At 69.4% G+C, this 26,998-nt stretch carries 32 protein-coding genes and 2 pseudogenes; 15 read left to right on the forward strand and 19 right to left on the reverse strand.

Annotation, left to right across the window (positions count from 1 at the left end):
- Positions 1 to 848 precede the first annotated feature (848 nt).
- The 13 genes from ACZ43N_RS04550 (at position 849) to ACZ43N_RS04610 (ending at position 12,249) form a co-directional block, all read left to right on the forward strand.
- Entirely contained in the window at positions 849 to 1,286 is a 438-nt protein-coding gene (locus ACZ43N_RS04550) for a hypothetical protein (protein WP_468094903.1), read from the forward strand.
- Positions 1,287 to 1,630: 344 nt separating this feature from the next.
- On the forward strand, positions 1,631 to 2,320 hold the full coding sequence (locus ACZ43N_RS04555; RefSeq protein ID WP_468094905.1) for a hypothetical protein: 690 nt from the start codon (positions 1,631 to 1,633) through the stop codon (positions 2,318 to 2,320).
- Positions 2,317 to 2,454: a hypothetical protein gene (locus tag ACZ43N_RS04560; protein ID WP_468094906.1), complete on the forward strand. Its 138-nt coding sequence runs from the start codon at positions 2,317 to 2,319 to the stop codon at positions 2,452 to 2,454. The genes ACZ43N_RS04555 and ACZ43N_RS04560 overlap by 4 nt, the downstream gene beginning before the upstream one ends.
- Before the next feature lie 70 nt (positions 2,455 to 2,524).
- Positions 2,525 to 2,725, forward strand: coding sequence for a hypothetical protein (locus tag ACZ43N_RS04565; RefSeq protein ID WP_126397305.1), 201 nt, complete (start codon positions 2,525 to 2,527; stop codon positions 2,723 to 2,725).
- A 17-nt stretch (positions 2,726 to 2,742) separates the two neighbouring features.
- Positions 2,743 to 3,291 carry a hypothetical protein gene (locus ACZ43N_RS04570; protein WP_468094907.1) on the forward strand — a complete coding sequence of 183 codons (549 nt, stop codon included), beginning with the start codon at positions 2,743 to 2,745 and terminating at the stop codon, positions 3,289 to 3,291.
- Between the two features lie 109 nt (positions 3,292 to 3,400).
- Positions 3,401 to 4,765: an amidohydrolase family protein gene (locus tag ACZ43N_RS04575; RefSeq protein ID WP_468094908.1), complete on the forward strand. Its 1,365-nt coding sequence runs from the start codon at positions 3,401 to 3,403 to the stop codon at positions 4,763 to 4,765.
- A complete protein-coding gene (locus ACZ43N_RS04580) occupies positions 4,755 to 5,807 on the forward strand; it encodes a LacI family DNA-binding transcriptional regulator (protein ID WP_468094910.1) in 1,053 nt (350 codons plus the stop codon). The genes ACZ43N_RS04575 and ACZ43N_RS04580 overlap by 11 nt, the downstream gene beginning before the upstream one ends.
- A 78-nt stretch (positions 5,808 to 5,885) precedes the next feature.
- Positions 5,886 to 6,635, forward strand: coding sequence for a glutamine amidotransferase (locus tag ACZ43N_RS04585; RefSeq protein WP_468094912.1), 750 nt, complete (start codon positions 5,886 to 5,888; stop codon positions 6,633 to 6,635).
- A complete protein-coding gene (deoD, locus tag ACZ43N_RS04590) occupies positions 6,635 to 7,366 on the forward strand; it encodes a purine-nucleoside phosphorylase (RefSeq protein WP_468094913.1) in 732 nt (243 codons plus the stop codon). The genes ACZ43N_RS04585 and deoD overlap by 1 nt, the downstream gene beginning before the upstream one ends.
- 119 nt (positions 7,367 to 7,485) lie before the next feature.
- Positions 7,486 to 8,580, forward strand: coding sequence for a BMP family lipoprotein (locus tag ACZ43N_RS04595; protein WP_468094914.1), 1,095 nt, complete (start codon positions 7,486 to 7,488; stop codon positions 8,578 to 8,580).
- Between the two features lie 26 nt (positions 8,581 to 8,606).
- Positions 8,607 to 10,193 carry an ABC transporter ATP-binding protein gene (locus ACZ43N_RS04600; RefSeq protein WP_468094915.1) on the forward strand — a complete coding sequence of 529 codons (1,587 nt, stop codon included), beginning with the start codon at positions 8,607 to 8,609 and terminating at the stop codon, positions 10,191 to 10,193.
- Positions 10,190 to 11,317 carry an ABC transporter permease gene (locus tag ACZ43N_RS04605; RefSeq protein WP_468094916.1) on the forward strand — a complete coding sequence of 376 codons (1,128 nt, stop codon included), beginning with the start codon at positions 10,190 to 10,192 and terminating at the stop codon, positions 11,315 to 11,317. Before ACZ43N_RS04600 ends, ACZ43N_RS04605 begins: the two co-directional genes overlap by 4 nt.
- Positions 11,314 to 12,249 (forward strand): ABC transporter permease, encoded by a 936-nt coding sequence (locus ACZ43N_RS04610; RefSeq protein ID WP_468094918.1) that lies wholly within the window; start codon positions 11,314 to 11,316, stop codon positions 12,247 to 12,249. Before ACZ43N_RS04605 ends, ACZ43N_RS04610 begins: the two co-directional genes overlap by 4 nt.
- Before the next feature lie 384 nt (positions 12,250 to 12,633).
- Here ACZ43N_RS04610 and ACZ43N_RS04615 read toward each other — a convergent pair whose 3' ends face one another.
- The 11 genes and pseudogenes from ACZ43N_RS04615 to ACZ43N_RS04665 form a co-directional block, all read right to left on the reverse strand.
- A complete protein-coding gene (locus ACZ43N_RS04615) occupies positions 12,634 to 13,221 on the reverse strand; it encodes a 3'-5' exonuclease (protein WP_468094920.1) in 588 nt (195 codons plus the stop codon).
- A gap of 82 nt (positions 13,222 to 13,303) precedes the next feature.
- Positions 13,304 to 13,549, reverse strand: a complete 246-nt coding sequence (locus ACZ43N_RS04620) for a hypothetical protein (protein ID WP_468095544.1) — start codon at positions 13,547 to 13,549, stop codon at positions 13,304 to 13,306.
- 56 nt (positions 13,550 to 13,605) lie between these two features.
- Positions 13,606 to 13,752: pseudogene (locus tag ACZ43N_RS04625) on the reverse strand (hypothetical protein); the annotation flags it as partial.
- 105 nt (positions 13,753 to 13,857) lie between these two features.
- Positions 13,858 to 14,022 carry a hypothetical protein gene (locus tag ACZ43N_RS04630; RefSeq protein WP_468095545.1) on the reverse strand — a complete coding sequence of 55 codons (165 nt, stop codon included), beginning with the start codon at positions 14,020 to 14,022 and terminating at the stop codon, positions 13,858 to 13,860.
- A gap of 196 nt (positions 14,023 to 14,218) precedes the next feature.
- Positions 14,219 to 14,374, reverse strand: a pseudogene (locus tag ACZ43N_RS04635) (IS701 family transposase); the annotation flags it as partial.
- 160 nt (positions 14,375 to 14,534) lie between these two features.
- Positions 14,535 to 14,924 carry a VOC family protein gene (locus ACZ43N_RS04640; RefSeq protein ID WP_468094921.1) on the reverse strand — a complete coding sequence of 130 codons (390 nt, stop codon included), beginning with the start codon at positions 14,922 to 14,924 and terminating at the stop codon, positions 14,535 to 14,537.
- Positions 14,925 to 15,076: 152 nt separating this feature from the next.
- A complete protein-coding gene (locus ACZ43N_RS04645) occupies positions 15,077 to 15,277 on the reverse strand; it encodes a transposase (protein WP_468094922.1) in 201 nt (66 codons plus the stop codon).
- Positions 15,274 to 15,462, reverse strand: coding sequence for a hypothetical protein (locus ACZ43N_RS04650; RefSeq protein ID WP_468094924.1), 189 nt, complete (start codon positions 15,460 to 15,462; stop codon positions 15,274 to 15,276). The genes ACZ43N_RS04645 and ACZ43N_RS04650 overlap by 4 nt, the downstream gene beginning before the upstream one ends.
- 98 nt (positions 15,463 to 15,560) lie before the next feature.
- The gene (locus ACZ43N_RS04655; protein WP_468094925.1) at positions 15,561 to 16,574 is read right to left on the reverse strand and encodes a DMT family transporter; all 1,014 of its coding nucleotides are present in this window, start codon (positions 16,572 to 16,574) and stop codon (positions 15,561 to 15,563) included.
- 307 nt (positions 16,575 to 16,881) lie between these two features.
- Positions 16,882 to 17,742 carry a cytochrome c biogenesis CcdA family protein gene (locus ACZ43N_RS04660; RefSeq protein WP_468094927.1) on the reverse strand — a complete coding sequence of 287 codons (861 nt, stop codon included), beginning with the start codon at positions 17,740 to 17,742 and terminating at the stop codon, positions 16,882 to 16,884.
- A gap of 18 nt (positions 17,743 to 17,760) precedes the next feature.
- The gene (locus ACZ43N_RS04665) at positions 17,761 to 18,333 is read right to left on the reverse strand and encodes a redoxin domain-containing protein (RefSeq protein WP_468094929.1); all 573 of its coding nucleotides are present in this window, start codon (positions 18,331 to 18,333) and stop codon (positions 17,761 to 17,763) included.
- 268 nt (positions 18,334 to 18,601) lie between these two features.
- Here ACZ43N_RS04665 and ACZ43N_RS04670 point away from each other — a divergent pair, with 268 nt between their 5' ends.
- On the forward strand, positions 18,602 to 19,225 hold the full coding sequence (locus tag ACZ43N_RS04670; RefSeq protein ID WP_468094930.1) for a DUF1326 domain-containing protein: 624 nt from the start codon (positions 18,602 to 18,604) through the stop codon (positions 19,223 to 19,225).
- A gap of 74 nt (positions 19,226 to 19,299) precedes the next feature.
- Positions 19,300 to 19,485, forward strand: coding sequence for a hypothetical protein (locus ACZ43N_RS04675; protein ID WP_468094931.1), 186 nt, complete (start codon positions 19,300 to 19,302; stop codon positions 19,483 to 19,485).
- 14 nt (positions 19,486 to 19,499) lie between these two features.
- On the opposite strand, the gene ACZ43N_RS04680 is transcribed toward ACZ43N_RS04675, so the two are convergent.
- From ACZ43N_RS04680 to ACZ43N_RS04715, 8 genes are all read right to left on the reverse strand, one after another.
- Positions 19,500 to 20,336 carry a DUF2182 domain-containing protein gene (locus tag ACZ43N_RS04680; protein WP_468094932.1) on the reverse strand — a complete coding sequence of 279 codons (837 nt, stop codon included), beginning with the start codon at positions 20,334 to 20,336 and terminating at the stop codon, positions 19,500 to 19,502.
- Between the two features lie 227 nt (positions 20,337 to 20,563).
- Positions 20,564 to 21,181: a dihydrofolate reductase family protein gene (locus ACZ43N_RS04685; RefSeq protein ID WP_468094934.1), complete on the reverse strand. Its 618-nt coding sequence runs from the start codon at positions 21,179 to 21,181 to the stop codon at positions 20,564 to 20,566.
- A 57-nt stretch (positions 21,182 to 21,238) separates the two neighbouring features.
- Positions 21,239 to 22,177 (reverse strand): sigma-70 family RNA polymerase sigma factor, encoded by a 939-nt coding sequence (locus ACZ43N_RS04690; protein WP_468094935.1) that lies wholly within the window; start codon positions 22,175 to 22,177, stop codon positions 21,239 to 21,241.
- A 921-nt stretch (positions 22,178 to 23,098) separates the two neighbouring features.
- Entirely contained in the window at positions 23,099 to 24,034 is a 936-nt protein-coding gene (locus tag ACZ43N_RS04695) for an ABC transporter permease (RefSeq protein ID WP_468094937.1), read from the reverse strand.
- Positions 24,021 to 24,842, reverse strand: a complete 822-nt coding sequence (locus ACZ43N_RS04700) for an ABC transporter ATP-binding protein (protein ID WP_468094939.1) — start codon at positions 24,840 to 24,842, stop codon at positions 24,021 to 24,023. Before ACZ43N_RS04700 ends, ACZ43N_RS04695 begins: the two co-directional genes overlap by 14 nt.
- 30 nt (positions 24,843 to 24,872) lie before the next feature.
- Entirely contained in the window at positions 24,873 to 25,979 is a 1,107-nt protein-coding gene (locus ACZ43N_RS04705; RefSeq protein ID WP_468094941.1) for an ABC transporter substrate-binding protein, read from the reverse strand.
- Positions 25,980 to 26,174: 195 nt separating this feature from the next.
- A complete protein-coding gene (locus ACZ43N_RS04710; RefSeq protein ID WP_468094942.1) occupies positions 26,175 to 26,282 on the reverse strand; it encodes a putative leader peptide in 108 nt (35 codons plus the stop codon).
- Positions 26,283 to 26,416: 134 nt separating this feature from the next.
- Entirely contained in the window at positions 26,417 to 26,875 is a 459-nt protein-coding gene (locus tag ACZ43N_RS04715) for an RrF2 family transcriptional regulator (RefSeq protein WP_468094944.1), read from the reverse strand.
- Between the last annotated feature and the right edge of the window lie 123 nt (positions 26,876 to 26,998).

Consider the following 26,998-nt stretch of genomic DNA (forward strand, 5'->3'; position numbering starts at 1 on the left):
GAACGTGACCAGCTCGGATTCCGGGGGACAGCGGACGTCCCGCCTGGCACGGCCTGCCGGAGCCGCCGGGCCGCCGTCTCCCGCCGAAGTCGGCGGCACGCGGGTCGGCCCAGGTCGGACGCCGGACAGCAGATCCCCGCTCCGGCCCGGTCCGGGAATCCGGGAGTCCCTGGCCGGACGGTGAGGCGCCGACGATCGGCGGATTCGGAGCGGCGCGGCTTCGGGCATGGTGCCCTTGGCTTCGGCCACGAGCGGGCGCAGTACGCAGTCGCGGACCCGGAAGGCGAGGAGGCAGATGTCGGTAGCCAGATCCCTGGAAGGGGCCATCATGCTGGGCCGGTTGCGAGGGCGCGCCCCGGTCGCGGCGACCAGCGCGGCCGACGTCGCGTGGTGCGGAAGAATCCTCGCCGCCGACGCGCGTACCTGGCAGGTCGCTCAGGGCCTGTTGCCCTGGGAGCTGACACCTCTGCGTCCGCTGTCGGCCAAGGAGCGGGCGGCCTCCGCACCACCGTCCACGACGTGCTGTCGGACGCGACCGAACTCGCCGACCGGATCACTGACCTCGGGGCGCGGGCGCCCCGTAGCGCCATGTCGTGGGGCGGGCGGCGCCTTGAGCATCAGGCAAGCGAAAGGGACGGATCGACATGGTGACGGACAGCAGGACGTGGGCGCCGACACGGAGAGCGGCCGCTTCTTTTCGGACGGCTGGGATGCGTGAGGCACCTACAGAGTCAGGGCGGAGGAGGCATCGTTGGACTGTGCCCCTCGTCGTAGGAGCTCTCGCCGTAGCGGGCTGCTCGACGGCCGGACCCGGTGGCTCTTCGAGCCAGGAGGGTTCGTCGAAGGCCGTGTCCACTCAGCAGGCGAGCGCGTGTTCGCTGATGGACACGGAAGAGCTACCGGGGATCTTCGGTCGCTATGGCAAGTACGAGGCCTTCGTGGGCACGCGTCCCGACCCCGTCGACGGCAAGCGCCCATGGGGGTGCACGTGGGGCAACCCGACCTCCTATGCGAGCGTCCAGGAAGTCAGTCGAGAGGACTACCGCAACCGCCTGGGGGCACCGGGCGTGCAGTTGATCCCTCAAGGCATGGCAAAAGGAGAGTCGTTCGGAGTCTGGCCCGCTGACGACGAACCCATGATGTTCGCTTTCACGGTGGGTGCCCGGCACTTCCTCTTTGACGTGGTCCCTTCCCGCGACGGCGACTACCCGCAGTTCGTGCAGGACGAAATCGGTCAGGACCTGCTCCGACTCCTCATCCCGGCCATGGAAGACGCCCTTACGTGATCTCGTTCCTCCTCTGTCGAGGTCGGCCCGAAGGGGAAAGGTGAATTCGGCTGCAGTGATCACAGACCGCTTCACACGGTTCTCCCCTCCTCCTGCCGGTCTCAGTCCGGCGGGGGAGGCGTGTAATGGAAGAGATTCCGAGATGATGGCACCGCGAACCACCGGCCACGGTTGCACTCGTCGAGCGCGTCATTGCGTCCGTCGCGGCCGACCCGCACCTGCGAGGAGCCCGTATGACAGCCCCTTCGGATCAGCTGCGTCCTGCTCTCCTGCCCGCCCGTGAGCGTTCCCGCGCGGTACTGGTCGGCTCCAGCTTCGGACTGGGCTCTTCCGAGGCGGCGGACGTGACCCGCCGTTTGGCAACGGAGGCGCTCACCGGTGAGGGATCCGGTGGTGGCGCGTTCCGCCGGGAAGACACCACGCTGCTCCTGGACCCGGAGCGCCCAGCCGATGTCCTCGGTGCCGTCCGGCACGCCGCAGAAGCGGCATCAGACGTGCTGCTGTTCCAGTTCGCCGGGAAGGGCTTCTACCACGAGGAACGTCTGTTCCTCGGCGTCGGGGGCACCGACCCGTACCGTCTGGAAGACACCGGTGTCAGCCTGGAAGCGGTTGCCGACATCATGAGTGCCAGTCAGGCGGCCCGCCTCGTCGGCATCCTTGAGTGCGGCTACCCGGACGTAGCTGCGTCGGCGTTGGCCACGACGGCCCCCGGCGTGTCCGTGCTGGCCGGACCGTTGAGTTTCGGGTTCAGCGATGATCCCTTCACCGAGACCCTTGTGCGCGGGCTGGTGAAGGGAGTTCAAGGGGGGCCCGAGGTATTGGACCTGCTCACCCTCAAGAACGCGATGGAGGGTGCCTATGCCGAGACCCGCTATTGCGTGGAGAACGAATACATCGGAGCACCGTCTCGTGTGGTGCTGCGCGGCGGCGAGGACGTTGCCCTGGGCGTCAATCCGGCCTTCGGAGCCCCGGAGGGCAACGGCGCGCTGCCCCCGCATCCGGATGCCGTCGACGACTGGTGGCTGGGAGAGTGAAAGACCTGTTGGCGGCAGCGACCCCCGACCCGGCCCCGGTCGGGGCGGCCCGCCGCAGCTACCAGCCGGGCGGCAGCCTGCGGGTGCACGGCGTCTGCCGGGAGCCGGTCATCAGCGCCACTGGTCTCCACTGACGCCGATCCAGCCACCGTCGCCCAGCCTTTGGGCGAATCACCTGACGCCACGGCGATGAGAGTCGAGAGGTTGACGGTAGGTCAAAAAGCCTTGCTGGTCGGGGCGCCGCTGCTGATCGTCCGCCGCTCTGCCGAGGTGCCGGCTCTTCCCGCCGTCGAGGTCACCGAGGTGGCGGCGGACGGGTCGGGTGAGGCCCCCCGTAAAGGACGCTTCCGCCCCTGGCAAGGCGGCCTCCGCTGCCTCGGCCAGTACGAGGACGGTACGACGTGAGCTCAGGAGGATTGACCATGCGGGGTGCCGGACGGTGGCTGGCGCGGGGCGCGGCCGCGGTCGGAGGGGTGGTGAGCCTGGCCCTCGCCGGGTGGCTGGTCTGGCTGGTGTCCGGACCGCAGCTGTCCGCGGTGCTCGGCTTCGGGCCCGTGGACGGTGTCGTGTTGATCACCGAGTGCCATGACTCCCACGATGTGGACGGGAACGTGTCCGGCACGGACTGTACGGGCTCGTACGCCTCGCGCGGAGCGGATGAGCCGGCCCGCGGGATCCTGCTGCAGTCGGCCGCCGAGAAATACCCGTCCGGTACGGCCGTGGAGGTCCGGACTGCGAGGGGACGGGCGTACGAACTGTCGGGCTCCGCCGTCCTGGATTTCGGTACCGTCGCCGGGCTCCTGCTCGTCCCGTTCCTCACGCTGTCGGCCTGGCTGCTCGCCTGCGCGCGGCACGCCAGGCTCGAGAACGCGGAGGGATACCTGTTCGCGGGGCTGGGCGGGCTCATCGCCGTCCTGGTGCTGAGTCTCGTGACCGCATTCCTGGTCGGCCTCTTCACCGCCCTCTTCTGACCCATGACCGGCCTGACGCGTCGTCGGCGCGCGGACCACCCCGACTTGCATCCGATATGCCTGGAAGATGATGGTTGTGCAAAACGTTTTGCATCCCTAGCTTGAGGCCATGAGCGAGAAAGCGGCCGCTGCGTCGGGTGGCCTTGTGGTGTCCGGGTGCGATGTGCTGCGCATTCCGGCGGAGGGCGAGTGCGAGATCCTCCGGTCGCACGACATCGTCGTGGCGGACGGCCGTATCCAGGAGGTACGGCCGACCGGCAGCGTGCATCCGAGCGACGCCGCCGAGGTGATCGACGGGCGGGGTCTGCTCGCGGTCCCGGGCCTGGTCAACGCACACACGCACAGTCCGATGGTGCTGATGCGGGGCGCCGCTGAGGACGTGACGGTCGAGGGCTGGTTCAACGAGCGGGTCTGGCCGATGGAGTCCAACCTCACCCCCGACGACGTGCGGACCGGGGCGCTGCTGGCCTGCGCGGAGATGATCCGCTCAGGAGTCACGACCTTCGCCGACCACTACTTCTTCCCCGAGCGGATCGCGGAGGCGGTCTCCGAGACGGGCCTGCGGGCCGACATCGCGCCCACCTACTTCAGCAGCCACGGTCAGGAGGCCCTGGAAGCCACCGTGCGGTTCGCAGAGACCCGGCACGGCACGGCCGGGGGCCGGGTCACCGTCTCGCTCGGGCCGCACGCCCCGTACACCGTCGACGACACGGACCTGAGGGCCCTCGCCGGACACGCCCGGCGACTCGGACTGCGCCTGCACATCCACGCCGCCGAACACCTGGAGCAGACCGAGTCCAGCCTCGCGCGGCGCGGCGCCACACCCATCCGGGTGCTGCACGAGACCGGGGTCCTGGAGGCGGGCGCCCTCATCGCCCACGGCTGCGGCATCGTCGAACAGGACCTGCCGCTGTTGGCCGAGCATGCCGAACGGACCGCCGTGGCCTGCTGTCCCAAGGTGTACCTCAAGCACGCGCTGTCCCCGCTCACCCCGGTCCGGGACCTGCTCGACGCCGGAGTCACGGTCGCGGTCGGCACGGACGGGGCCGCCGGACACAACACGCTGGACGTGTGGGAGGCGCTGCGGCTGGTCGCCCTGACCCAGAAGCAGGCGGTGCGGGACGCCACCTGGATGACGGTCTCCGACACCCTGCGCCTGGCGACGCGCGGCGGGGCCCGGGCTCTCGGGCTGCAGGACCGGATCGGGGCGCTGGAGCCGGGCATGCGCGCCGACATCGTCCTGGTCGACCTGTCGGGGCTGCACTGCCGTCCCCTGCACGACCCGCGGGCGGCACTCGTCTACAGCGCCCGCGCCAGCGACGTACGCACGGTCGTGGTCGACGGCCGGGTGCTGATGCGTGACGGACGCCTGCTGACCGTGGACGAGCCCGCACTGCTGGCGGAGGCCGATTCCCGGGTGGCTCGGATCCTCGACACCTCCCACGGAAGGGTGGTGCAGCACTATGACCCGTGAGTCGTACGGCCAGCACAGAGCCGACGATCGGCCGGCGGTGCGCAGGCCCGCCTCCATCAAGGATGTGGCCGCCGCCGCGGGGGTCAGCCCCACCACCGTCTCCCATGTCCTCAGCGGCAACCGGCCGGTCAACGAACAGACCGCCGCCCGTGTCCGCAGCGTCGTCAACCGGCTCGGCTACGTCCCGGCCTCGCTGGCCCGCAGCCTCCAGGCCGGCTCCACCTCCGTCATCGGCCTGCTCATCCCCGACATCAGCAACGCCTTCTTCGCCGAACTTGCCAAGGGCGCCGAGGACGCCGCCCACGACCTGGGGTACGGGCTGATCCTGTGCAACACCGAGTTCGACGCCGACCGCGAGGACCGCTACCTCGGCATGATCCGCAGCCGGTTCGTCGACGGCATGGTGTACGCCTCGGGATCCTCGCCCTCGCGCCGGCGGCTGGAGGCCCTGATGGGCCGGTTCCCCATCGCGCTCGCCGATGAGGAGGTCGACGGCCTAGAACGTGCGCTCATCGCCACCGCCGACCATGAGGCGGGCGGGCGGCTGGTCGGCGAGCATCTGCGGGAGCTCGGCCACCGCCGGGTGCTGATGCTGACCGGTCCGCGCGGGCTGCGGAGCGGCGTCGCACGCGCCGCCGGCTTCGTGCGGGCCTTTGGCGGTCACGTCGTCGAACGCGTCGGCGACTTCAAGGAGGCTTCCGGCTACCGCCTGGTCGCCAAACTGGTCGAGGAGGGCGGCCTGGACAGCACGGCCGTCTTCGCGGCCAACGACCTGATGGCCTTCGGTGCCCTCGCCGCCCTCACCGAGGCCGGACTTTCGGTCCCCGGGGACATCTCCGTGGTCGGTTTCGACGACATCCGGGCCGCCTCCCAGATCAACCCGCCCCTGACCACCGTCCATCAGCCGGCCTACGACGTGGGCCGCACCGCCACCGCGCAGCTCCTCCAGTACGTCTCCCGGGGCGAGGTCCCGCCCGCCTCCCGGCACACCCTCCCCGTCACCCTCAAGGTGCGCGGCAGCACGGCGCCCGCCGCCCGCTGATCCCTCCCGCCTGTCCCGCAGGACGCGGTGTCGCACCACCCCTGTGCCCAAATCCCCCTTCTGAAAGGTGATTTCACCATGCCCAGAGTCCTCGTGGTCGGCGAGTCCTGGTTCACGTACACGGTCCATCAGAAAGGCTTCGACGCCTTCCACACCGCGGAGTACACCGAGGGCGGCGACGTCTTCCTCGAGGCGCTGCGCTCGCGCGGACACGAGGTGACGTACGTCCCCGCGCACGAGATAGCCACCCGGGTCCCGGACTCCGTGGGCGGCTTCGACGAGTACGACGTCGTGGTCATCAGTGACGTCGGCGCCAACAGCTTCCAGCTGCCGCCGCAGACCTTCGGCCACTCCATCCCCTGTCCCGACCGTTCCGAGCTGGTCCGGGCCTTCGTGGAACGGGGCGGCGGGGTGCTGATGATCGGCGGTTATCTGACCTTCAGCGGCATCGACGCCCGCGCACGCTGGGGGCGTACACCACTGGCCGACGCGCTGCCGGTGGCGATGGTCGACCGGGACGACCGGGTGGAGCTCCCGGCCGGGGCCGTGGCCGAAGTGGTGGCCGATCACGCTGTCGTACGAGGGCTGGAGCGGCTGTGGCCCTCGCTGCTCGGACTCAACGAGGTCACCGTACGGCCGGAGGCGTCCTTGCTGGCCGAGTGCGCCGGGCATCCGCTGCTCGTCGTCGGCGGGCACGGCGCGGGCCGGTCGGCGGCGTTCACCTCCGATGTCGCGCCCCACTGGGCCCCGCCCCCGTTCCTGGAATGGGAGGGCTATGCCGAGCTGTGGGACCGGCTGGTGCGCTGGCTCGCCGGAGCGGAGCTGTGATGCCCGCTCACGGCACACCGCATATCGCCGCCGCGCCCGGCGACTTCGCCCCCCTCGTGCTGATGCCGGGTGACCCACGCCGTGCGCGCCGGATCGCCGAGACGTTCCTGGAGGGCGCCCGGCTCGTCACCGAGGTGCGCGGGATCCTCGGCTACACCGGCACCCACCGGGGCGAGCCCATGTCGGTCCTCGCCTCCGGCATGGGTGTCCCGTCGATGTCGATCTACGCGACCGAACTGCTGCGCCACTACGGAGTACGCAGGATCGCCCGGGTCGGTACGGCGGGGGCGATCCCGGCGACGGTGGCGCTGCGGGACGTGGTGATCGCCTCCGCCGCGCACACCGACTCGCAGGTCGGCCGGTTGCCGGACAGCGGCGTCACACTCTCCCTGGCCCCGTCCCATCGGCTGCTGGGCGCCGCCGTTCGGGTCGCGGAACAGGAGCAGCCGGACGGCGGGGGAGCCGTGCGCGTCGGACCGGTGTTCAGCACCGACCACTTCTACCTGGACAGGCCCGCCGTCTTCGACACACTGGAGCGCAGGGGAACCCTCGCTGTCGAGATGGAGGCCGCGGGGCTTTACGCCGTCGCCGCTGCCGAGGGCGGGGAGGCACTCGCCGTTCTGACCGCGACCGACCACCTCCGCACCGGTGAGCAGCTCACCGCCGCCGAACGGGAGACGTGCTTCGCACGGGCCGTGCGCATAGCGGCCGACGCCCTGCTCGCCGACTGAATTTCTTGCTTCAGAAATCAAACGGAAACCGGACCTCGTAGCCAAAACGTTTTGCACTTCTTAGTGTTCAATGCACTCACTCACCCCGAACCGGCCCACACATGATCAGGAGAAAGCAGATGAGAAATAGAAAGAGCGCCGCCGCGGCGCTGGCGGCGGGAATGCTCGTACTTGTCGCCTGCGGAGGGTCGGACGGGGATTCCGGGTCGACGGGAGCCTCCGGCAAGCCCCGAGTCAAACTGGTCATCAACGGCGGGCTGGGCGACAAGTCGTTCTTCGACTCCGCCCACGAGGGTCTGAAGCGCGCCGCGAAGGACCTCGGCTACGAGCTCAAGGTGGTGGAACTGGGCTCGGACCGCACCAAGTGGGAGCCCGGTTTCGAGGACGCGGCCGCAGCCGACGACTACGACATCCTCGCCGCCGGCACCTTCGACGTCACCGACTACATCGGCGACCTCGCCCCGCAGTACCCGGACAAGAAGTTCTGGGTCTTCGACGCGCCCGTCGACTACAGCGGCAAGAACGGCACCTGCTCCAACAAGTGCGAGAACGTGTACTCCGTGACCTTCAAGCAGAACGAGGGCGGATATCTCGCGGGATTCCTCGCCGAGAAGCTCATCGCCGCCAAATCCCTGAAGGGAGCCGAATCCCTCAAGAAGGCCGGTGTCATGGGTGGTGTGAAAATCCCCCTCATCGAGGACTTCGTCGTCGGATTCAGGTCCGGATTCAAGGCGGCCGGCGGCAAGAGCTCCGACGTCCTCGTGCAGTACGTCGGCGGCGACAAGCCCTTCGGTGACCCGGCCAAGGGCAAGGAGATCTCCAACGCCATGTACGGCCAGGGCGCCGCGCTGGTGTGGCCGGTCGCCGGGCTTTCCGGGCTCGGCACCTTCGAGTCCGCGGCCGCGGCGAAGCGCTACGCCTTCGGAGTCGACTCCGACCAGTACCAGACCCTCAGCGACCCGGCGCAGAAGAACACCGTCGTCACTTCCATCCTCAAGAACGTCGGCAACGCCCTGTACAAGGCGGCGCAGGACGACCAGAAGGGTTCCCTGAAGTACGGCGCCGTCGAGACCGTCGGCCTCGCCGAGGACGCCGTCGGTTACGTCAACGACGACCACTTCAAGGAGCTGGTGCCGGAGAAGATCCGTACCGAGCTGGAGGCGGCCGCCGACAAGGTGAAGTCCGGCTCCGTCAAGGTCCCCAGCGCCCTCTAGCCGCCTGAACCGAAACGGTCCCGACGATGAACGAGTCATGGCACGCCGCAGGTCCGGCGGTCGCCGCCCGAGCGGTGACGAAGACCTACGGCAACGGGGTGCGCGCGGTCCGCGGCGTGGACCTGACGGTCCCACCCGGTGAGATCCGGGCGGTGGTCGGTGAGAACGGCGCGGGCAAGTCCACGCTGATGAAGATGTTCTACGGCCTGGAGCAGCCCTCGTCCGGCGAGATCCTGATCGGTGGACGGCCGCGCACCCTGCGCGGCCCGGCCTCGGCGATCGCGCTCGGCGTGGGCATGGTGCACCAGAACCTGATGCTGGTGCCCTCCTTCACCGTCGCCCAGAACGTCGTCCTCGGCGTCGAGCCCGGCCGCCGCGGCCTGGTCGACGCGAGGGCGGCGGTCGAGACCACCGCCCGGCTCGCCGAGGAGGCCGGACTCGCCGTCGACCCCAAGGCGCGCATCGACGAGGTGTCCGTCGGAATGCGCCAGCGCACCGAGATCCTCAAGGCCCTGCACCGCCGGGCGAAGGTGCTGATCCTGGACGAGCCGACCGCCGTACTCACCCCACAGGAGACCGAGGACCTCTTCGCCGCCGTACGACGGCTGCGCGACGGCGGGATGACGGTGCTGTTCATCTCGCACAAGCTGCGCGAGGTACGGGAGATCAGCGACCAGGTCAGCGTGATGCGCGCCGGCTCCCTGGTGGGAACCGTGCCCACCGCCGACGCCACCGAGCGCTCCCTGGCCGCCATGATGGTCGGCCGCGACCTGTCCCTGGACGTCGACCGGGTCCCGGCCCGCCGGGGCGAAGTCACCCTACGTGTACGGAGGCTGGGATACGAGGCGCCCACGGGCCAGTCGCTGCACCGCCTCTCCTTCGACGTCGCGGCCGGGGAGATCGTCGGCGTGGCAGGCATCGAGGGCAACGGCCAGAGTGAACTCGCCGAGATCCTGGCCGGGTTGCGCAGCCCCACCTCCGGCACGATCCACGTCGGCGGCACCGACACCGCGGGCCTCGGCGTCGCCGGTCACCGCATGGCAGGCGTGGGGTACGTCCCGGAGGACCGGCTGCACAACGGCGCCGCCCTGGACGAGTCGATCGCCGACAATCTCGTCGTCGACCGCCACGACCGCCCCCCGCTCGCCCGCCGCGGCGTCCTGCATCCCAAGGCCGTGCGCGCCCACGCCGAGCGGCTCATCGACCAGTACGCGATCCGCACCCCCGACCCGTCCGTCCCCATGCGCGCGCTGTCCGGCGGCAACATGCAGAAGGTGATCGTCGCCCGCGAACTCGCCGCCGCACCACGGCTGTTGATCGCCTCCCAGGTCACCCGCGGGGTCGACATCGGAGCCATGCGCTTCATGTACGAGCGTCTCGTCGCCGCGCGGGACAACGGCGCCGCCGTCCTGCTGATCTCCGCCGACCTGACCGAACTGCTCGCGCTCTCGGACCGGTTGCTGGTCCTCAAGGACGGCCTGCTCGTCGGCCGGTTCGACGACACCACCGGCCTGACCGAGAAGCACGTCGGCCTCTACATGCTCGGCGTCGAACACCACGACGACAAGCACCTGACGGCAGGTCTCGTCGCCGGTGAGGAGCCCACCCCATGACCAGCACCCTCGTCGAGACCGAGGACCGCCGGGAGTACCGGGCGACCCGGCGCCGCGGCCTGGCCGTCGACCTCAGCATGACCCTGGCCACCGTTCTGGCCGCCCTCGCCGTCGGCTTCCTCGTCATCCTCGCCACCGGCAAGGATCCGGTCGCGGCGTACGAGGCCCTGCTCACCGGGCCGCTGGAGCGCTCCTTCCGGGTCGGCCGCTGGCTGGAGGACGCCACCACACTCACCCTGCTCGGCCTGTCGGTCGCCATCCCCTTCCGGGCCCGGCAGATCAGCCTGGGCGCCGAAAGCCAGCTGTACGCCGGTGCCTTGGCGGCCGCCGTCGTCGCGATCTTCCTCCCGCTGCCGCCGGTCGCCGCCGTCGTCGTCCCGCTCGTCGCCGCGGCCGCGGCGGGAGCGGGCATGGGCTTCGTACCCGGATCCATGAAGGCGCACCTCGGCGCCAACGAGATCGTGGCGACACTCATGCTCAACGCCATCGTCGTCCGCGTCTACGACTACCTGGTCAACGGCCCGCTGAAGGAGCCCGGCAGCAGCGCCGTGCACTCGGAGAGGGTCCAGCAGGACTCCGTGCTCACCCCGCTGACCGACTGGTTCGGCATCCCGCTCGGCCGGTCCAACGTCGGCCTCGTCCTGATGCTGCTCACCGCCGCCGCGCTGTGGCTGCTCATCACGCGCAGCCCGCTCGGCTACCGCATCCGGATGACCGGCGCCAACTCCGACTTCGCCGAGTACGGCGGCATCCGGGTGCCCCGCGCCATCGAATGGAGCTTCGTCATCGGCGGCGCCGTCGCGGGCCTCGCCGGAGCCCATCTCGTCCAGGGCGTCTACGGCCGTCTCGAACCCGGCCTCGCCGGAAGCCTCGCCTTCGAGGGGATCGTGGTGGCCCTGCTGGCCAGGAACAACCCGCTGGTCGTCGTGATCGCCGGACTCTTCTACTCCTACCTGCGCGCCGGGGGAGACATCATGGAACAACAGACCGACGTCGGCACCGAGATCGTCGTCGTCATCCAGGCGGTCATCGTGCTCCTGGTCACCGCACAGGCCCTGCCGGACCTGCTCAAGCGGCGGATCGCCCGTAGGCAGGCGGCACAGAAGCAGGTGGGCGGCCGATGAGTTCCGTATTCGACGTCGTCGTGAGCAGTGCCTTCCTGGCGGCCGTGCTGCGGGTCGCCACACCGTACCTGCTCGCCGCCTTCGGCGGACTGGTCGCCGAACGCGCCGGCATCAGCAACATCGCCCTGGAGGGCCAGATGCTGGCCGCCGCCTGCACGGGCGCGCTGGTCGCCGGCTACAGCGGCTCCGTGGCCCTGGGAGCCCTGAGTGGGATCACCGTGGCCACGCTCCTCGGCCTGCTGCTCGCCGCGCTGCGCCTGGAGCTCGGAGCCGACGCGATCATCGCGGGCATCGGCCTCAACCTCCTCGCCTCCGGTGCCACCGCCTACGCCGTCTACACCCTCCTGGACGACAAGGGCGGTACGTCCGGCCTCGACAGCGGCACCCTGCCGACCGTCCCCCTGCCCGGTATCGAGAGCATCCCGGTGCTCGGGGCCGTGCTCAGCGGCCAGAACCTGATCACCTGGCTGGCCTTCCTGGCCGCCCCGTTCGTCGCCTGGCTGTTCTACCGCACGACCTTCGGCTTCCACCTGCGCGCGGTCGGGGAGATGCCGGACGCCGCCGCGTCGGTCGGTATCCCGGTACGACGCGTCCAGTACGCCGGACTCGCCCTCAGCGGCGCGCTCGCCGGACTCGCCGGGGTCTTCCTCAGCATGGGCTATGTGTCCTTCTTCGTACGGGACATGACGGCCGGCCGCGGCTTCATCGCCCTGGCGGCGGTCTTTCTCGGCGGCCTGCGCCCCTGGGGCGTCTTCCTCGCCGCCCTCGGCTTCGGCGCGGCGGAGGCCCTGGCCGTACAGCTCGGCACGCTCGACGTGCCGCCCCAACTGGTATCGACGATCCCGTACGCCATGACGCTCGTCGCACTCGCGCTGTACGCATGGCGCCGCAAACGCCGGGGCGTGGGGCAGGCGGCTCCGGCCTCGCTCTGACACGCATCCCGGCACACGTCGTAGGAAACCGGCGATCTGGTGGCTCGGGTGCGCGGTTCGTGGGAGCCGTTGAGGCTGTGCCTGTGCCTGTGCCTGTGCTTGTGCCTGTGTCGTTTCCGTGGAACGGCGCCGTGGTGGTTGCCGTCTCGCCTGACTCGCGGCTGTGTCGCCCTCGTGGGCCAGAGCCCTGAGGGGTGGGCGACGCGGCGATCATTGCGGCGCCGGGCGATGGGCGAGCCTGCTTGCGCCGGGCGCCCCTGGATGTTCGCGCGGAAGACCGTGAGCGCCTCGTCCGCCTTCCCTGCCCTTCGAGCAGTTCGGCGACGTTGTGGGCCGTGCGCCGTCACCACGCGGCCAGGTGGGGGCGAGCACCCCAAGGCCTGGCTAGGCGACTGTGGTCGTGACCGGCCATGCCCCGCGGTCCAGCAGATCGAGGACGAGTGCCGCGATGTTCCATGCATCGTCCTCGCCGCGGTGATGGCGTCCCTCGAGCGGCAGTCCGGCTATCTGCAGAGCGTGGTCCATGCCGGGTTTCTTCCGCAGCCCGTACGACGCGGCGAATACGGCCTTGGCGTTGGTGTGGGTGCGTTCCGTCGGATAGCCGAACGGGTAGGCCACCCCGTCGGCCTGACTCTGGCGAGCGAACTGCCGACGGTCGTACTCGCCCCAGCTCGCCCAGGGGCGCTCCCCGGCCCCGTACTCCTCGACGAGGATCCGGCATGCCTCGGCGAAGGTGATGCCCCGTTCCACCTCGGCCTGCGTCAGCCCGGTCAGTTCAGTGCAGAAGTCGCTCACCGCCGACCGGACAGGGCGGACCAGGACGCGGTGCCGGGACACGCGGCGCCGTGCCGACACGTCCACGACGGTGAGACCGATCTCGATGATCTCGTTCACGGATCCGGGCGGCGGCTGTCCGTCCCAGCAGGTGGCTTCCACATCAATGACGTTCAGCAGGGAGGATTCGTGGCGCATGGGGCCGAGGGTAGGGATGGGCGCCCGACTACGGCACCTCGATTTCTGCATGGCACGATCAGTGATGTCGCCGGACGTCCGTTCATGCAGGCAGGTCAGGACGGCTGTCATGGCCCGGCTCGCGGCCGGCGCGCTCGATCGCCTCGTCGATCAGGGCGCCGTAGGCCGTGATGGTCGTGGTCCGGTGGTGGGCCGTGTCGGCGACGGTCCGTGTGAACAGCTCACCCCATATCTCCCACCGTCCCTCCGCCGCGGCGACCACCGCCTCGTCGTGTGCGGCGCGGCGGTGTTCGAGCCAGCCCTCGATGTCGCGCAGGAGTCCTGGCATGAGGCCGGCGGCCAACAGGTCGCACTCGGCGAGCAGGCGCGCGGTCGGCCGTTGGCGTCGGGGAACGGATGGATCGTCAGCAGCCGCACCATGCTGAGCGCCGCCGCGTCCAGGGGCGGCGAGGTGGTCCTGGTGCCCCACTCGTACCAGCGCCGGACGTGGTCGCGCAGTTCCTTGCCGGCCTCACGGCCATGACGAAACACCGCCCGTCCGACCAGGTCACCCTGGAGGTGGAACGCCGAAAGCCCCCGGTGCCGGGCATGTTGGGGTCCGCGGCAACGAGCAGCCTGTGCAGTTCGGCGAGCGCGTCAGGGGTGAAGCAGGGGGCGGCGGCCAGACCGTTCGGCGCGTTCCGTACGGACCGAGTGCACAGCCAACAGATCCGCAGCGGCGCGGCCCTCGGCGGCCTTGGCGATCAGCGCGGTCACCTGCCCCTCCTCCTCCTGGGCGAGGTGGCAGTGGTGCATCTTCATGCGGAAACGGGGACGGTGGAACAGGCCGGGGGCGCCGAGGTGCCGCCGCGCGGTCTCGGCGAGGGGTGGCAGGGCGGTCAGCGCCGTAGCGCGGGCCGCCGAGGGACCACCTCGGCGTCGAGCGGTGGCACGACGGGGGTGATCCGTCGTGCCACCGGTCCAGAGGGGTGCAAGACAACGGCGTCCCATTTGGCGACAGCAGGTGCTGCAAGCCGTACGGGTTCGCGTCTCCGACGTGCTCGGCGAGCGTCCAGCAGTTCTTGCGTGGCAGGTCGGACAGCAACCCGAGCACGAATGCCCCTGGCGGGCGCCGTGGTTCCACCCGGACGAACCGTTCCGCGATGCGGCCCATCAGGACCTCGAACGTCTCCTGCCAGCGGCCGGGATCTATGCTGTGGCCCGCGGCCGCCGTCTGATCTTCTGTCTTCACACACCGATGATCGACGGCGGCCGTACCTGTTCACAGACCAGGCCCCGACCAGCAAGTGTCCTGTGCCATCGAAGTTTGACCATCAGCCGAGGTAGTTCGCGCGCCCCTCGTCGTCGAGCTCGAAGGGGCCCTCAGGGATGATGCAGAACTCATTGCCCTCGGGGTCCGCCATCACCAGGAACCCGCCGTCGGCGTACTGCTCCAGCCTGCGCCCGCCGAGCGTCTCGATCCGTTGCTGCTCGGCGGCGGGATCGGGAGAGGTGACGTCGAAGTGCACCCGGTTCTTACCCGACTTGGGTTCGGCAGTCCGCTGAAAGCCCAGACCCAGGCCGCTCTCCCGCCGAAGCCAGACGTATGGGCCCATACGGCCCACGACCGGCCTGCCGAGCAGTTCGGACCAGAAGGCAGCGAGCCGCTCGGGGTCTGTGGCATCGACGATGAGGGCATTGATCTGCATGGATGAGTCCGCCATGCCCCGATCCTCTCAGGGCTCAGCAGCAGCTGTGACCAGCGGAAATCAAACTTCGATGACGCAAGCTGCCCGGTAGCAAAATCTTCGGCGGCATCGCCCGGTATCGCCGGACCGGCCACAGCGGGACGAACTACGCCCACGAAGCCTAGGGTTCATCCATTCGGCGATGCGGCGACGTTGCAGGTCAGCGCAGTGATCACGGGCTGGACGTGGGCTTTCGCCAAGCCGCGGTGGCGGGAGCGGCCCAGGCCGTGGGCGCGGACGTGCTGCGAGAGGGTGGCTTCGACATCGGCCACACACAACCCCCCGAGGCGGGCAAGTGTGGATCGCGACCAGCTAAGCAGCCGGCTCACTCGTAGTAGTCGTCGTACTGGGCCGAGTACTCCTCGACCCGGAAGCCCTCGAAGTCGCCCACCTCTTCGGACTCAAGCAGCCGCTGACAGGCCGCCTCCGCTTCCGGTGTACGAAGGAGCGAGAGATATGCCTTTGTCTCGGTGAGTCCCCGTCCGCACAGCAGCTGGACATCGATCGAGCACACGGCGTCCATACTCGCGGTCTTCGAGCTCCAGATGAGGAGTACGCGGGCGGGCAGGGGGCCCGGCGGCCCACTGCCCGCCTCCGCATGGCGCGTCGGCGTCAGTCCTTTGTCTGCCTGGCCGGATGCGACGTGTTCCGGCCGTGGTCGTCCCTGGGGTCGGGGGTCCGTCGGGTCGCCGCTCGGCCGGCCCCTTCGCCCGCCGTGAGGAACAGCACGGCGAACAACAGCAGGCCCGTGCCGGTGAGGATGACCGCGTTGAGCCGCTCACCCAAGACCAGGACGCCGATGACCGCCGCGGTGAGCGGCTCGACCAGGGCGACCACGGAGGCCGTGGTCGCCCGTACGGCTCCGAGGCCGACGAAGAACAACGTGTACGCCAGCGCCGTCGGCACCGCACCCAAGTAGAGGATCAGGCCCAGGGTCCAGGCCGCACGCTCCACATCGGGCAGCATGCCCTCCAGCAGAGCCATCGGCAGAAGGCAGACTGTGCCCACCGCGAAGCCGGTCACCGTCGTCTCGAACCTGCCACCGGCGTTCTTCCGGCCGGAGAAGCGGCCCAGCAGAGTCACGCCCGCGTAGCCGGCTGCGGAGAGCAGCGCATACCCGATGCCCAGGAGGGGCGCAGGGCCGGTACTCCCGTCCGCGCCGCCCATCAGTAGCACCAGGCCGATGACTCCGCTCACTACGGCGGCGGTTCCGGCGGCGCCGGTGCGCTCGCCCAGGGTGAGCAGGGCTCCGACGGCGACCAGTACGGGCCCCGAGCCCAGGGTCACCACGGTGGCCACGGTCAGTCCGGCCTCTTGCACGGAGGCGAAGTAGGCCGTCTGATACACGGCCAGCCCGAATCCTGTGACCAGGGCTCGCCGTGGGTTCGCCGCGTACGCTGCGCGCAGCGGGAGCGCCGTCTCCGGCCGCCGGGACCGCCGGACCAGATGAGCGGTCAGGAGAAGCCCGAGTCCGGTCAGGAAGCGCCAGAAGGAAGCCGAGACGGGGCCGATCCCGCCGACGTCGTACAGTTCGGCGGCCACAGCACCGCCAGTGCCCCACGCTGTGGCCGCGATCGCGACGTAGAGAACACCCTGCCGAACAGGCAGGGCAGAAGAGGACTGCAACTGAGATCTCCTCGAATGATTGCCAGCACGATCTCTTCCGTGGGCAACCCACACAGCCATCCCGGCATCTCGGGATGGCTCTGGACGACTGCCCGCCTTAAGCGGCGGGCGGCGGAGGCGTCAAGAACAGCTGCATGTGATCACGTTACCCGGCAAGGGGGACAGGCGTCCCGGCATAGGCTTTGAAGTGACGCAGGGTGACGCCGAATCAGCCACCGGGTGTTGGCCTCGTCGAACTGGGGATGGCGCCTTCCTGGGGCTGCCCGGTCGGCCGGGAGTCTTGTGTCGGCGCTCGGGTGTCCGTCGACTATTCGGCGGGACGGGAGTCCGGGCGTCCGCGGTAGCGGCGGAGGGCCAGAGCCGCCAGGAGGAGCAGTCCGAAGATCACTGTCAGTGCCGGCACGCCGATGTGGTCCAGTGAATCGGCGATCCACCGCTGGACCGTGCCCCCGGCGTCGACCACAGGGTCGGTGACCTGGCCGCCGCGCACGAGCCGGATCTCGTACCAGCCGTAGTACGCGACGTAGGTCCCGACGAGGAACAGCAGGCCGCCGCCGAGTCGGGAGGCGACAGCACCCAGTCGGCGGATGCCGCCTGCGCGGGCGGTTCGGGTGAGTGCCACGGAGAGGGCGGCCGCGCCGACGATCACGCCCATTCCGGCTGCGTAGGCCGCGAACAGCACGACGCCCTCGAGCGTCGATCCGCTGCGGAACACGGAGACCACGATCGCCAGGAAAGGCGCGATGGTGCAGCCGAGGGAGGCGATGGCGTACGCGCCGCCGAACAGGGCCATGGAGGGCGCCGAGCGGGCGACGGCCGGGGCACGGCGGAGTTTGGGCAGCAGCGCGGGAAGTTCACGACCGGCAAGGAGCCAAGCGCCGATGAGGGCAAGGAGCAGGCCGAAGACGATGGTGAACCAGGGCAGATGCTGCTGCACCTGGCCGGCGACCGGGGCGATGGCGAGTCCGAAGACGGCGAAGACAGCGGTGAATCCGGCGGTCATGGCGGTGGTTGCGACCAGGGCGCGACCGACGGCCGCGGCCCGGGTGGGCGAGTCGTCGCCGAGCACCAGCACGGAGAGGTAGGCGGGGAGAAGGGCGAACCCGCAGGGGTTGACGGCCGCGAGCATGCCGGCGGACAGGGCGAGGGCGAGCGGGAGATCAGTCATCGTCGTGTGTGGCTGTTCTCAGCCGACGAGCTCGCCGACCTTGTCGGCCAGTCCCTTTCCGGCGGGCAGGTCTCCGGTGAAGACGGTCTTGCCGTCCTTGTCGAGCAGGACGTAGGTGCTCTGCTCGGCGATCTCGAACTTCCTCCAGATCTCACCGGATTCGTCGGACAGGTTCGGGAAGCCGTCGACCTTCGCGGAGGCGACGAAGTCCTTCATGGCCGTGGGTTTGTCCAGACCTGCCACTCCGACGACGTTGGCCTTGCCCGCGAAGTCCCCGGCGACTTTCGCTGTTTCCGGTGCCTGGGCTCGGCACTTGGGGCACCACGGAGCCCAGAACCACAGCACGGTGGGCTTGCCCGCCAGCGTCGCGCCGTCGAAGGGTCGACCGTCAACCGTCGTACCGGTGAATCGCAGGGAGCCGGGCGTCATCGTCGTATCGGCGTCCGATGTCCTGCTCGGCTTGCCGGCTGCTCCGCTGTCGCTGGGGGCGCCTTTTCCGCCTGCTGCCGGCTCGTCCGTCTCTGTTCCGCACCCGGCCAGGGTGAGCGCCGTGACGGTGAGCAGGAGTGTTGCGAGTACGCGGGCACGCATGAAGGTCTCCTGAAGAGGAACGGGGCTCTCACGGTAGAGCGGGGAACGGCTGCTTGAGCCTGGTCAGCGCCTTACGAATGTGTGACGCCGTGCCGCTGCGCGGCCTCGTCCTTGAGCCGTCCTCACGCGAGGACGGTGGCGGAGGGCGCTTCAGTTCGCCTTGATCATTCCGATGCGAGGGAAGTGACGTTTACATGCCTATTTGACAGGATTAACGTGAAAGTACACGCAATGCCGGCCACCATTCTTCTCGGAGAAGGGAGCAGTCATGTCGTGGACGATATCCGGCACCTATGTCGCCGGTTGCTCGTGCGCCGTGCTGTGCAGCTGCCCGTACGACGGCCAGCCCAGGGACACCCAGGGCGGCACCGAGTGCCTGGGCACCGCCGTCTTCCACGTGGCGGACGGGAACCTGGACGACGTGGACCTGTCCGGTGTGGACTTCGCCTTCTACAACCACTTTCCTTCCCACCTGACCTCCGGCAACTGGAAGGTGGGACTGGTTGTGGACACCGCGGCCAGCGACGAGCAGGCCGATGCCCTGGAGCGCATCCTGTCCGGCCGGGAGGGCGGACCGTTCGGTCAGCTCTCGCAGTTCTACGGCGAGTACTTGGGAACGGAGCGGTCGAACGTCTCCCTCACGGACGGGGAGAGGGCCGGCCTCACCGTCGAGGGCCGGACGGAACTGTCGTACGAGCCGCTCACCGGCCCCGACGGCAGTCCGACGAAGATCAGGAATGCCATGTTCGGGTTCGCGCCCGAGTTCGAGGTCGGCAGGACGAGCGGGCGTTCCGATGCGTTCGGGCTGAGTTACGAGGCGTCGTACGGCGAGACGGCCGAGTACGTCTTCAGCAGCGAGGAGGCCGAAGGGGCCAGCACGGGACGGGCCTGAGCAGGGCCGCACATGAGCGCCAGTGAGGCTCCCCGGCTGCTGGCGACGGTGTTCTCCGCGCCCTCGTTGTCGCGATGCGTGCCCATCGCCGTCCTGGTGGGTACGCTGCTTCCGCCAACCAGGGCGCCGTCATCGTGTCCGGGGACGCCACGGCGGCGACCTGGTGGCGGGTGATCTTCAACTTCTTGGCGCCGTTCTGCGTGTCCAGCGCGGGCTTCTTCAGCTGCCGCCGGGCGGCCTGGCGGGCGCGGACCAGGTGAAGGGTCCAGATGGATCACATGCCGTCCATCGATGGCACCGAGTCCTGCAACCCCGGCAGCAGCCAGTCCTGGAACGGCGCGAGGGCGGCGAGGACGAGGAACGCGATGCCCACGATGCGGGAGAGCAGCGGGCCCCAGGACCACAGCTTCTCCACGAAGATCACCAGGGCCAGCCCCGCCATCGCCGCCACATTCATCACACCGAGGGGGATCAGGACGACCATCAGCCCGGCGCAGCAGCCGACGCAGTAGGCGCCGTGATGGACGCCCACCCTCAGGTCGCGGGCCGGTCGCCGGAAGCCGGCGTAGTGCATCAGATGGCTCATGGGGTCACGGCAGTGCCGCAGGCACACGTACTTGAGGGGGCCGAGCTGGTACAGGCCCGCGAGCAGGAACGCGGTGAAGCCGATCCAGCGTCCGGCGGTCGGGTGATCGGCCACCAGGTCGCCGGTGAGCGCCAGGGCCGCGTAGGCGAGCGCCCCGAAGGCGGTCCACACCATCAGGTACCCGCCGACGAACCCGACGGTGCGCGCCGCCCGGGTCCAGCCGGAGGACTGCCGGCCGATCCCGCGCACCCACGTGATGGCCACCGGCGCCATCGACGGCAGCATCATGGCCGCCATCATCGTCACCCACAGCAGCAGGAACAGGGGCAGCGCCATCCCCATGGTGCCGGGCTCCACCCCCATGTCCCGCGCCTGGCCGATGGTGAGCGCCCACGCGGGCGCCGCGATCAGGACGACGAGGAGCCAGGCGGTCGCGAGATCCCGCTTCGGCAGCAGCCCACCGCTGCCTCCCGTCGGCGCGGGAGACCGGCCGGGTGCGAAGACGCGGGATCGGGTGGTGCGCATCGGCGTGTCCTCCTGCGGATACTCCCAGGAGACCATGCCTCCACCCGCCGTGCGACCTCTGCCGGGCATCCTCGTCGGCAGTCCGTTGTCCCCATGCGGGGTCTGCGGATTCAAGCAGACCGTGACGAAGGCGCCCGGCCGACCTGCGGGTCACCCGGCTCCGAGGCGCTGTGCAGCAAAGACCACGGTCAAGAAGGCTGTGGCAGGTATCCGGCAGGGGCACGCCTCTACGATGACAGCGAGCCCGCCCCGGTGGATTCCCCCGTACCACCGGGGCGCGGTTCTACGCGGCGGGCTGTCCTCCCGTACCGGGCGAGGACGGCGGCACCGGACCGTTCGGCAGCCAGGCACTCCCAGTGCGCAGGCGGGCTGTCGGCGGGGAAGAGCCGATCGCCGACGCCGAGGATCGTGGGGAGGGTCAGGAGCCGGTACTCATCGATCAGGTCATTGGTCATCAGCGTCTGCACCACGCTCAGGCTGCCGGTGATGATGACATCGTGTCGCTCATGCCTGACGGTCTCGGCGAGGTCGCCTTCGATGACCCGCGAGTTTCCCCACGCCGATGTGTCGGTCAGGGTGCGGGAGGCGACCAGCTTCGGCACCGCGTTCATCCGCGAGGAGAACGGGTCGTCGCGTCCCGGCCAGAGCCGCGAGAACAGCTGCCAGGTCCTACGCCCCAGCAGCAAGACCCCGTCGTCCAGTGTGCTGCCGAGCCGGAACTTGTCCCCGGCAACCGTCTCGGGTCCGTGCCGGAATGCCCAGCCGCCCCTCGACGTGCCCCCGGATCCGTCCGGGTCGGACACGATTCCGTCCAGGGTGATGAACTCAATGACGATGACGCTCACGATGGATGCCCTTTCGGTCGATGCTCACCCGGTACGTACCGGCGGCATCGGCCGGACTCATCGCGCGTGACGGAATTCGTCGGAAGAGATCTGCTGGGGCAGGCGAAATGCCTTGAGGACGCCGGGATCGGCGAACACCACGTTGCGCGCGATCCGGCCGTCGGTGACCGTGAACACCTGGAGGGTGTGCAGTCGATGCCCGCCACCGGGCTCTGGAGCGTACGCGGCGAGCGCGGGTTGCCCGTTGGCGGTCAGGCGTCGCATGCCCCAGCCCGTCCCCCGCATCTGGAATACGCGGTCCATGAACCGGCCGTAGTCGCGGCTGCCCTGGTACCACAGCGGCACCGGCGGCATCTCCAGGACCGCGTCGTCGGTGAGGAGCCGTACGAGTGCGGGCACGTCGGCGTCCTCGAACGCTCGCACGTACTGCTGGATCACCGCGCGTACCTCGGGATCGTCCGGTTCGGTGACCTCATTCAGGTCGCCCACGTCCGCGAGGGCGACGCGGGCGCGTTGGAGGGCGCTGTTGATGGCAGGGACGGTGGTGCCGAGTTGCGCGGCGACCTCGGCGGCGCTGAACTCCAGTACTTCGCGGAGCACGAGCACGGCCCGCTGACGCGGCGGCAGGGCCTGCATCGCCGCAACCAACGCGAGCCGCAGGCCGGCGCGCCCCTCCATGTCGAACTGCGCGTCGGGGAACGGCTGTAGCCAGGGGATGTCGAACGCCGGCGAGAGGGGCGATCCGGGATCGCGGCTCGGCGCACCCAACCCGGACGGCAACGGCCGCCGCGCACGGCCCTCCAGCGCGGTCAGGCATGCATTGGTCGCGATCCGGTACAGCCAGGTCCGGACCGACGCGCGCGTGCGGTCGTACCGGTCTCGGGCTTTCCAGGCCCGCAGCATCGTTTCCTGCGCCAGGTCCTCGGCGTCGTGGAACGAGCCCAGCATTCGGTAGCAGTACGCCACCAACTCACCCCGGTAAGGCTCGAAGTCCACCAGCTCATCATGCCGTAAGCGGCGTCCTCGTCCTCAATGGTGCGCCACCGGCGATCGTTCAGTGGCGCAGAACCTCCGGTCGCCGCTCCTCGGCCACGGGCTTCGAGCTGCTCAACCCCCTGACGTCCGTGGGGCGTCTACATCCGTCCGGCGGGCGGCCGTCATTCAGAAGTGAGGACCTGATACCCCTCAGCGGTCACAGAGCCCCGCCAGAGTGGTCCACTGGTGATCCGCATTCGGTCAACTCAGGTCCCTCACATGTCGGTTTCAGAGGTCGCTGCCTCTGACTGCCTCTGATTCGACCCCGGTCGAACCGGGGTCGAATCAGAGTGTTTTCCTCTGGCTGTCGGCGGGGCGGCCCTCGCCCCGCGTGCCGTGGTGGGACTCCGGGTCCTGACGGCTGTGGCCGCCGCGCAAGGCGGCTTCTGTCAGGCGGAAGTGTTCGTATGAAGGGCATGGTCAGAGCTTTGTCATGAGACTTGCTCATCACTGGCGGGGACTGCCGAGTAGCGCCGCTGGGTGGATGACTTCCCCAAGGGCTGTCCCGTGATCCGCGGTGGATCAGCGCACGGCGTCGGATGCTGGGGGCACCTCCCACGCCGTTCAGGCAGTGGGGGAGCATCGCAAGGCGGAGGGGCGTCCGCATACTGGATGTATGCGGGCGTTCCGACAACGCGGCGGGTGCCGTGGCCGGCGTCGCGCGCCCGCCGGGGATTACGGGACAGCCCTTAGGTGGCCGCGGATGTGTCAGTGGTGTGCCTACCGCCCGCCGTGCCCTCGAACCGGGACTGGTATGTGCATCGGATCTTGCCAACGACACCCGGACCTGACGCGACCGCGTGGAACCAGCAGGAGGGCTGAGACCTCCAGAGCAATGACTGCTCATGCCCAGCGGACCGGTACTGCTTGCGATCCGTTCGTTCAGCGGGTGACCAGCAGGCCCCGGCCGCGCAGCACCCGCCGCTCCAGCGGGCTGAAGATCAGCAGGTCGATGGCGATGCCGACGAGCAGGATCAGGAAGATGGCCAGGAACACCTGCGAGATGCTGGCGTTGTTGCGCCCGTTCTCCAGCAACTGACCGAGTCCGACGCCCAGATCGGGTGAGGAGGCGATGATCTCGGCCGCCATCAGCGATCGCCAGGAGAATGCCCAGCCCTGCTTCAGTCCGGCGAGATAGCCGGGGAGCGCGCCCGGCATCACGATGTGCCAGGCCTCGCGCAGGCCGGTCGCGCCCAGGGTGCGTCCCGCGCGCAGGAACAGTGGGGGGATCTGGTCGATGCCGGCGACGAGGCCGTTGGCGATGGAGGGGACCGCGCCGAGCAGGATCACGGCGTACATCATCGAGTTGTTCAGGCCCAGCCAGAGCACGGCGGGCGGCACCCAGGCCACGGAGGGCAGCGACTGCAGACCGGACAGGATGGGGCCGATGGCGGCCCGGACGACTTTCACCCGGGCGACCAGGAGGCCGAGCGGGGTACCGATGGCGAGTGCCATCAGGAAGCCGAGCAGGCCACGCGAGACGGAGGTCCAGATGTAGTCGAGCAGCGTGCCCTGCCGCCAGGCGTCGGTCACCTCGTCCCACACCGCGGACGGCGAGGGCAGCTTGTAGTCGGGCGCGACCTCGGCCCACACCAGCAGCTGCCAGACCACCAGCACCAGTGCGACGGCGCTGAGGGGCGGCAGTGCTTTGCGGATCAGGGTCTCGCGCAGCGGTGTACGGCCGGCCTGTGCCGACTCCAGCGCGTCGAGCCCGGCCTCCAGCCCCGCCAGATCTTGCGTGTCCTGCACGCCCCGGGGCTCCCCGGCTGCCGATGAGCCGTCCTTCTTGGCGTCGGTGCCGGTGTCAGTGCTGGCCATGGCGGCGGATCTCCCTGCGTAGTTCTTCGGTGATCTCGACGGACAGCTCGGCGACCGCACTGTCCTCGATGCGGCGCGGCTGCGGGATGCCGACGGTCCATTCCCGGGCGATCCGTCCCGGCCGTGAGGACAGCAGCACCACCCTCTGCGCCAGCTTCACCGCCTCGCGCACGTTGTGCGTGACGAACAGCACCGACAGTCCCGTCTCCTGCCAGATGCGGGTCAGCTCGTCGTGCAGGACGTCACGCGTGATGGCGTCCAGCGCGGCGAACGGTTCGTCCATCAGCAGCAGCCGGCTGTCCTGGGCGAGCGCCCGGGCCAGGGCGACGCGCTGGCGCATACCGCCCGACAGTTCGTGCACCCGCTTGCCGTGCGCGCCCTGCAGCCGTACGAGTTCCAGCAGCCGTTCCGCCTCGGCGCGGCGCTCCGCCTTGGCGACCCCGCGCAGCTTCAGCGCGAGTTCGATGTTCTTGCCCGCGGTCAGCCAGGGGAACAGGGCGTGCTCCTGGAACATCAGGGCGGGCCGGCCCTCCGTGGCGATCGAGCCGGCGGACGGCCGGTCCAGTTCCGCGACCAGGTTGAGCAGGGTGGACTTGCCGCAGCCGGAGGCACCCAGGAGGGTGACGAACTCGCCCGGTGCGACATCGAGCGTGATGTCGTCCAGCACGAGCTGCTGCCCGCCGGGCGTGCCCGGCGCGGGGAAGGACTTCGAGACGTGCTCGATACGGGCGGCGTGCGTCACCGCCGTGGCGTCCTGGACCGCATTGGCGACCGTGGTGGCCAAGGTCGTCACCTCCTGGGTACTCATCGGGGCGGTTGTCGCTTCTCAGCTGTTCCGCTACTTGGCGCCGAGACCGGCGTCGTCGACCTCGTCCTTGCCCTCGGCCTTGAGGACCTTGTTGAGCGCTGCGAGGTCGTAGATGCCCTTCAGGTCGGGCTTCTCCAGCAGACCGGCCTTCACCGCGTGCTCCGCCTCGGTGCCGAGGGTCGAGGCCAGCGGGTCGTCGAGGAAGGTGATGGACTTCCAGGCCGGGTCGATGACCTCGGCGGGCAGGGCCTTGCCCGACTCTTCCTTCAGTGCCGCGTTGGCTGACGCCTTGGCCTTGTCCGGGTTGGCGTTGATCCACTCGTTGGTCTTCACCGAGCCGCGCAGCACGGCCTCGACGACGTCCGGGTGATCCTTGAGGAAGCTCTGCGACACGATGATGTTCGTGATCACGAACTTCTTGTCGGGCCACAGGTCGGCCTCGTCGAGGATCACCTTCGCGCCCTCGGCGACCAGCTTGGACGCGGTCGGCTCCGGCACCCAGGCGCCGTCGATGGCCCCGGACTTGTAGGCGTCCGGGGTGATCTTGTTGTCCGTGCGGACGACGGAGACATCGCCCTTGCCGCTCTGCGCGTCGACCTTCCAGCCCTGCTCGGCGATCCAGTTGAGGAACGCGACGTCCTGGGTGTTGCCGAGCTGCGGGGTGGCGATCTTCTTGCCCTTGACGTCGTCCAGGGACTTGATCTTCTTCGGGTTGACGACGAGCTTGACGCCACCGGAGGCAGAACCGCTGATGATGCGCAGGTTCTTGCCGCCCGACTTGGTGTAGCCGTTGATGGCGGGGGAGGGGCCGATCCAGCCGATGTCGATGGAGCCGCCGTTGAGCGCCTCGATCTCGGAGGGGCCGGCGTTGAAGGTCGAGGCCTTGATCTTGGTGCCGCCGAGCTCCTTCTGGAACAGGCCTTCCTGGATGCCTACCAGGGCAGTGGCGTGGGTGAGGTTGGGGAAGTAGCCGATCTTCACCTCGTCGGCGGAGAGCTTCTTGGCGTCCGCCGCGACCTCGGTCTGCTTGTCGTCGTCGGTGGCGTCGGATCCGTAGCCGCAGGCGGTGAGCAGGAGGGGGAGCGCTGCTACGACGGCGATGGTGCGCAGGGTGGTGAGCGGTCTTGCGGCAGACACGGAGGTGTCCTCTCGGGGAATGGTTTGATCAGGGAGGTGCCGAAAGCGCGAGGCGCAAAGCTCATGGGCATGCGCCTGGGCTTCGTTCGTCGGCCCTCGGCGGCGGGAATGCCGTCGCGGGTCCGGAAGCGGAGCTGTGCCGGGATGGGCGGGCGCGGGTGACGCTGCCGACCGAAGGATCTTCTGTCGACGGCCTCAGGCGGGCCGACAGATGGCGCTGGCCGTGCGGCCGAGATCGATGTGGCGGCGCGAGGTCAGCAGGGGGAGCGACAGGTCTGCGCGGTTGCGCGTTCGCACGGCCACCCCCCACGGATCCCTAGTTTTCCTACCTGGCTGATAGGGATCGTGGCAGAAGGTGGCGTTCAGCCCAAGAGGGTGTTCATATGATGGACGCGACTATCTCACTCGTTGGGATATACGATCGGCGGCCCAGCGTGTCAGGGGTTTACCCAGGCTTTCGGGGCGTCGGTCAATGCGGCTACGTGGGCGGGCAGTTGGGCTGATGCGACGTCGGCGAGCGATACGCCCTCGAGGATCTCGCGCACGTTGGACCGCAACGCGATCCACAGGGGGAGCAGTGACTCGGCAGGGCCGGTGTAGGACAGCTCGGGCGGGCGGACGCCGCGCACCGAGACCAGGGGGCCCTCCACGACGCGGATGACGTCGGCGATGCTGATCGACTCGGCGGGCTTGGCCAGCCGGTAGCCGCCGTTGCCGCCGCGCTGGCTGAGCACGAGACCGCCCCGGCGCATGTCGTTCAGGATGCTTTCGAGGAACTTGTGCGGGATGTCCTGGGCGTCGGCGATGGCCTCGGCCTTCAGTGGCCCGTCATCGCGTGACGCGGCGAGCTGCAGTGCGGCACGTACCGCGTAGTCCGCTCTGGCTGAGATCCGCATGCGTCCATTATCCCGTAAGGCTTCGGCCGGTATCCCCTACCGGCGTGGGGGGGGGGGGGGGGGGGGGGGGGGGGGGGGAGGAAATAGGCGAAGGGGGGAGAGGTAGTAGGGAGGGAGAAGGGG

Source organism: Streptomyces sp. NPDC030814 (assembly GCF_055572155.1).

Bases quoted from the DNA above. Each gene is read 5' to 3' on its own strand.
- ACZ43N_RS04610 (WP_468094918.1), top strand. From the start codon at position 11,314: ATGAGTTCCGTATTCGACGTCGTCGTGAGCAGTGCCTTCCTGGCGGCC.
- ACZ43N_RS04695 (WP_468094937.1), bottom strand. From the start codon at position 24,034: ATGGCCAGCACTGACACCGGCACCGACGCCAAGAAGGACGGCTCATCG.
- deoD (WP_468094913.1), top strand. From the start codon at position 6,635: ATGCCCGCTCACGGCACACCGCATATCGCCGCCGCGCCCGGCGACTTC.
- ACZ43N_RS04620 (WP_468095544.1), bottom strand. From the start codon at position 13,549: ATGCCAGGACTCCTGCGCGACATCGAGGGCTGGCTCGAACACCGCCGC.
- ACZ43N_RS04575 (WP_468094908.1), top strand. From the start codon at position 3,401: ATGAGCGAGAAAGCGGCCGCTGCGTCGGGTGGCCTTGTGGTGTCCGGG.
- ACZ43N_RS04580 (WP_468094910.1), top strand. From the start codon at position 4,755: ATGACCCGTGAGTCGTACGGCCAGCACAGAGCCGACGATCGGCCGGCG.
- ACZ43N_RS04700 (WP_468094939.1), bottom strand. From the start codon at position 24,842: ATGAGTACCCAGGAGGTGACGACCTTGGCCACCACGGTCGCCAATGCG.
- ACZ43N_RS04680 (WP_468094932.1), bottom strand. From the start codon at position 20,336: ATGCGCACCACCCGATCCCGCGTCTTCGCACCCGGCCGGTCTCCCGCG.
- ACZ43N_RS04570 (WP_468094907.1), top strand. From the start codon at position 2,743: ATGCGGGGTGCCGGACGGTGGCTGGCGCGGGGCGCGGCCGCGGTCGGA.
- ACZ43N_RS04585 (WP_468094912.1), top strand. From the start codon at position 5,886: ATGCCCAGAGTCCTCGTGGTCGGCGAGTCCTGGTTCACGTACACGGTC.
- ACZ43N_RS04640 (WP_468094921.1), bottom strand. From the start codon at position 14,924: ATGGCGGACTCATCCATGCAGATCAATGCCCTCATCGTCGATGCCACA.
- ACZ43N_RS04630 (WP_468095545.1), bottom strand. From the start codon at position 14,022: ATGAAGATGCACCACTGCCACCTCGCCCAGGAGGAGGAGGGGCAGGTG.
- ACZ43N_RS04660 (WP_468094927.1), bottom strand. From the start codon at position 17,742: ATGACTGATCTCCCGCTCGCCCTCGCCCTGTCCGCCGGCATGCTCGCG.
- ACZ43N_RS04600 (WP_468094915.1), top strand. From the start codon at position 8,607: ATGAACGAGTCATGGCACGCCGCAGGTCCGGCGGTCGCCGCCCGAGCG.
- ACZ43N_RS04605 (WP_468094916.1), top strand. From the start codon at position 10,190: ATGACCAGCACCCTCGTCGAGACCGAGGACCGCCGGGAGTACCGGGCG.
- ACZ43N_RS04665 (WP_468094929.1), bottom strand. From the start codon at position 18,333: ATGCGTGCCCGCGTACTCGCAACACTCCTGCTCACCGTCACGGCGCTC.
- ACZ43N_RS04670 (WP_468094930.1), top strand. From the start codon at position 18,602: ATGTCGTGGACGATATCCGGCACCTATGTCGCCGGTTGCTCGTGCGCC.
- ACZ43N_RS04615 (WP_468094920.1), bottom strand. From the start codon at position 13,221: ATGCGCCACGAATCCTCCCTGCTGAACGTCATTGATGTGGAAGCCACC.
- ACZ43N_RS04675 (WP_468094931.1), top strand. From the start codon at position 19,300: ATGCGTGCCCATCGCCGTCCTGGTGGGTACGCTGCTTCCGCCAACCAG.
- ACZ43N_RS04595 (WP_468094914.1), top strand. From the start codon at position 7,486: ATGAGAAATAGAAAGAGCGCCGCCGCGGCGCTGGCGGCGGGAATGCTC.
- ACZ43N_RS04715 (WP_468094944.1), bottom strand. From the start codon at position 26,875: ATGCGGATCTCAGCCAGAGCGGACTACGCGGTACGTGCCGCACTGCAG.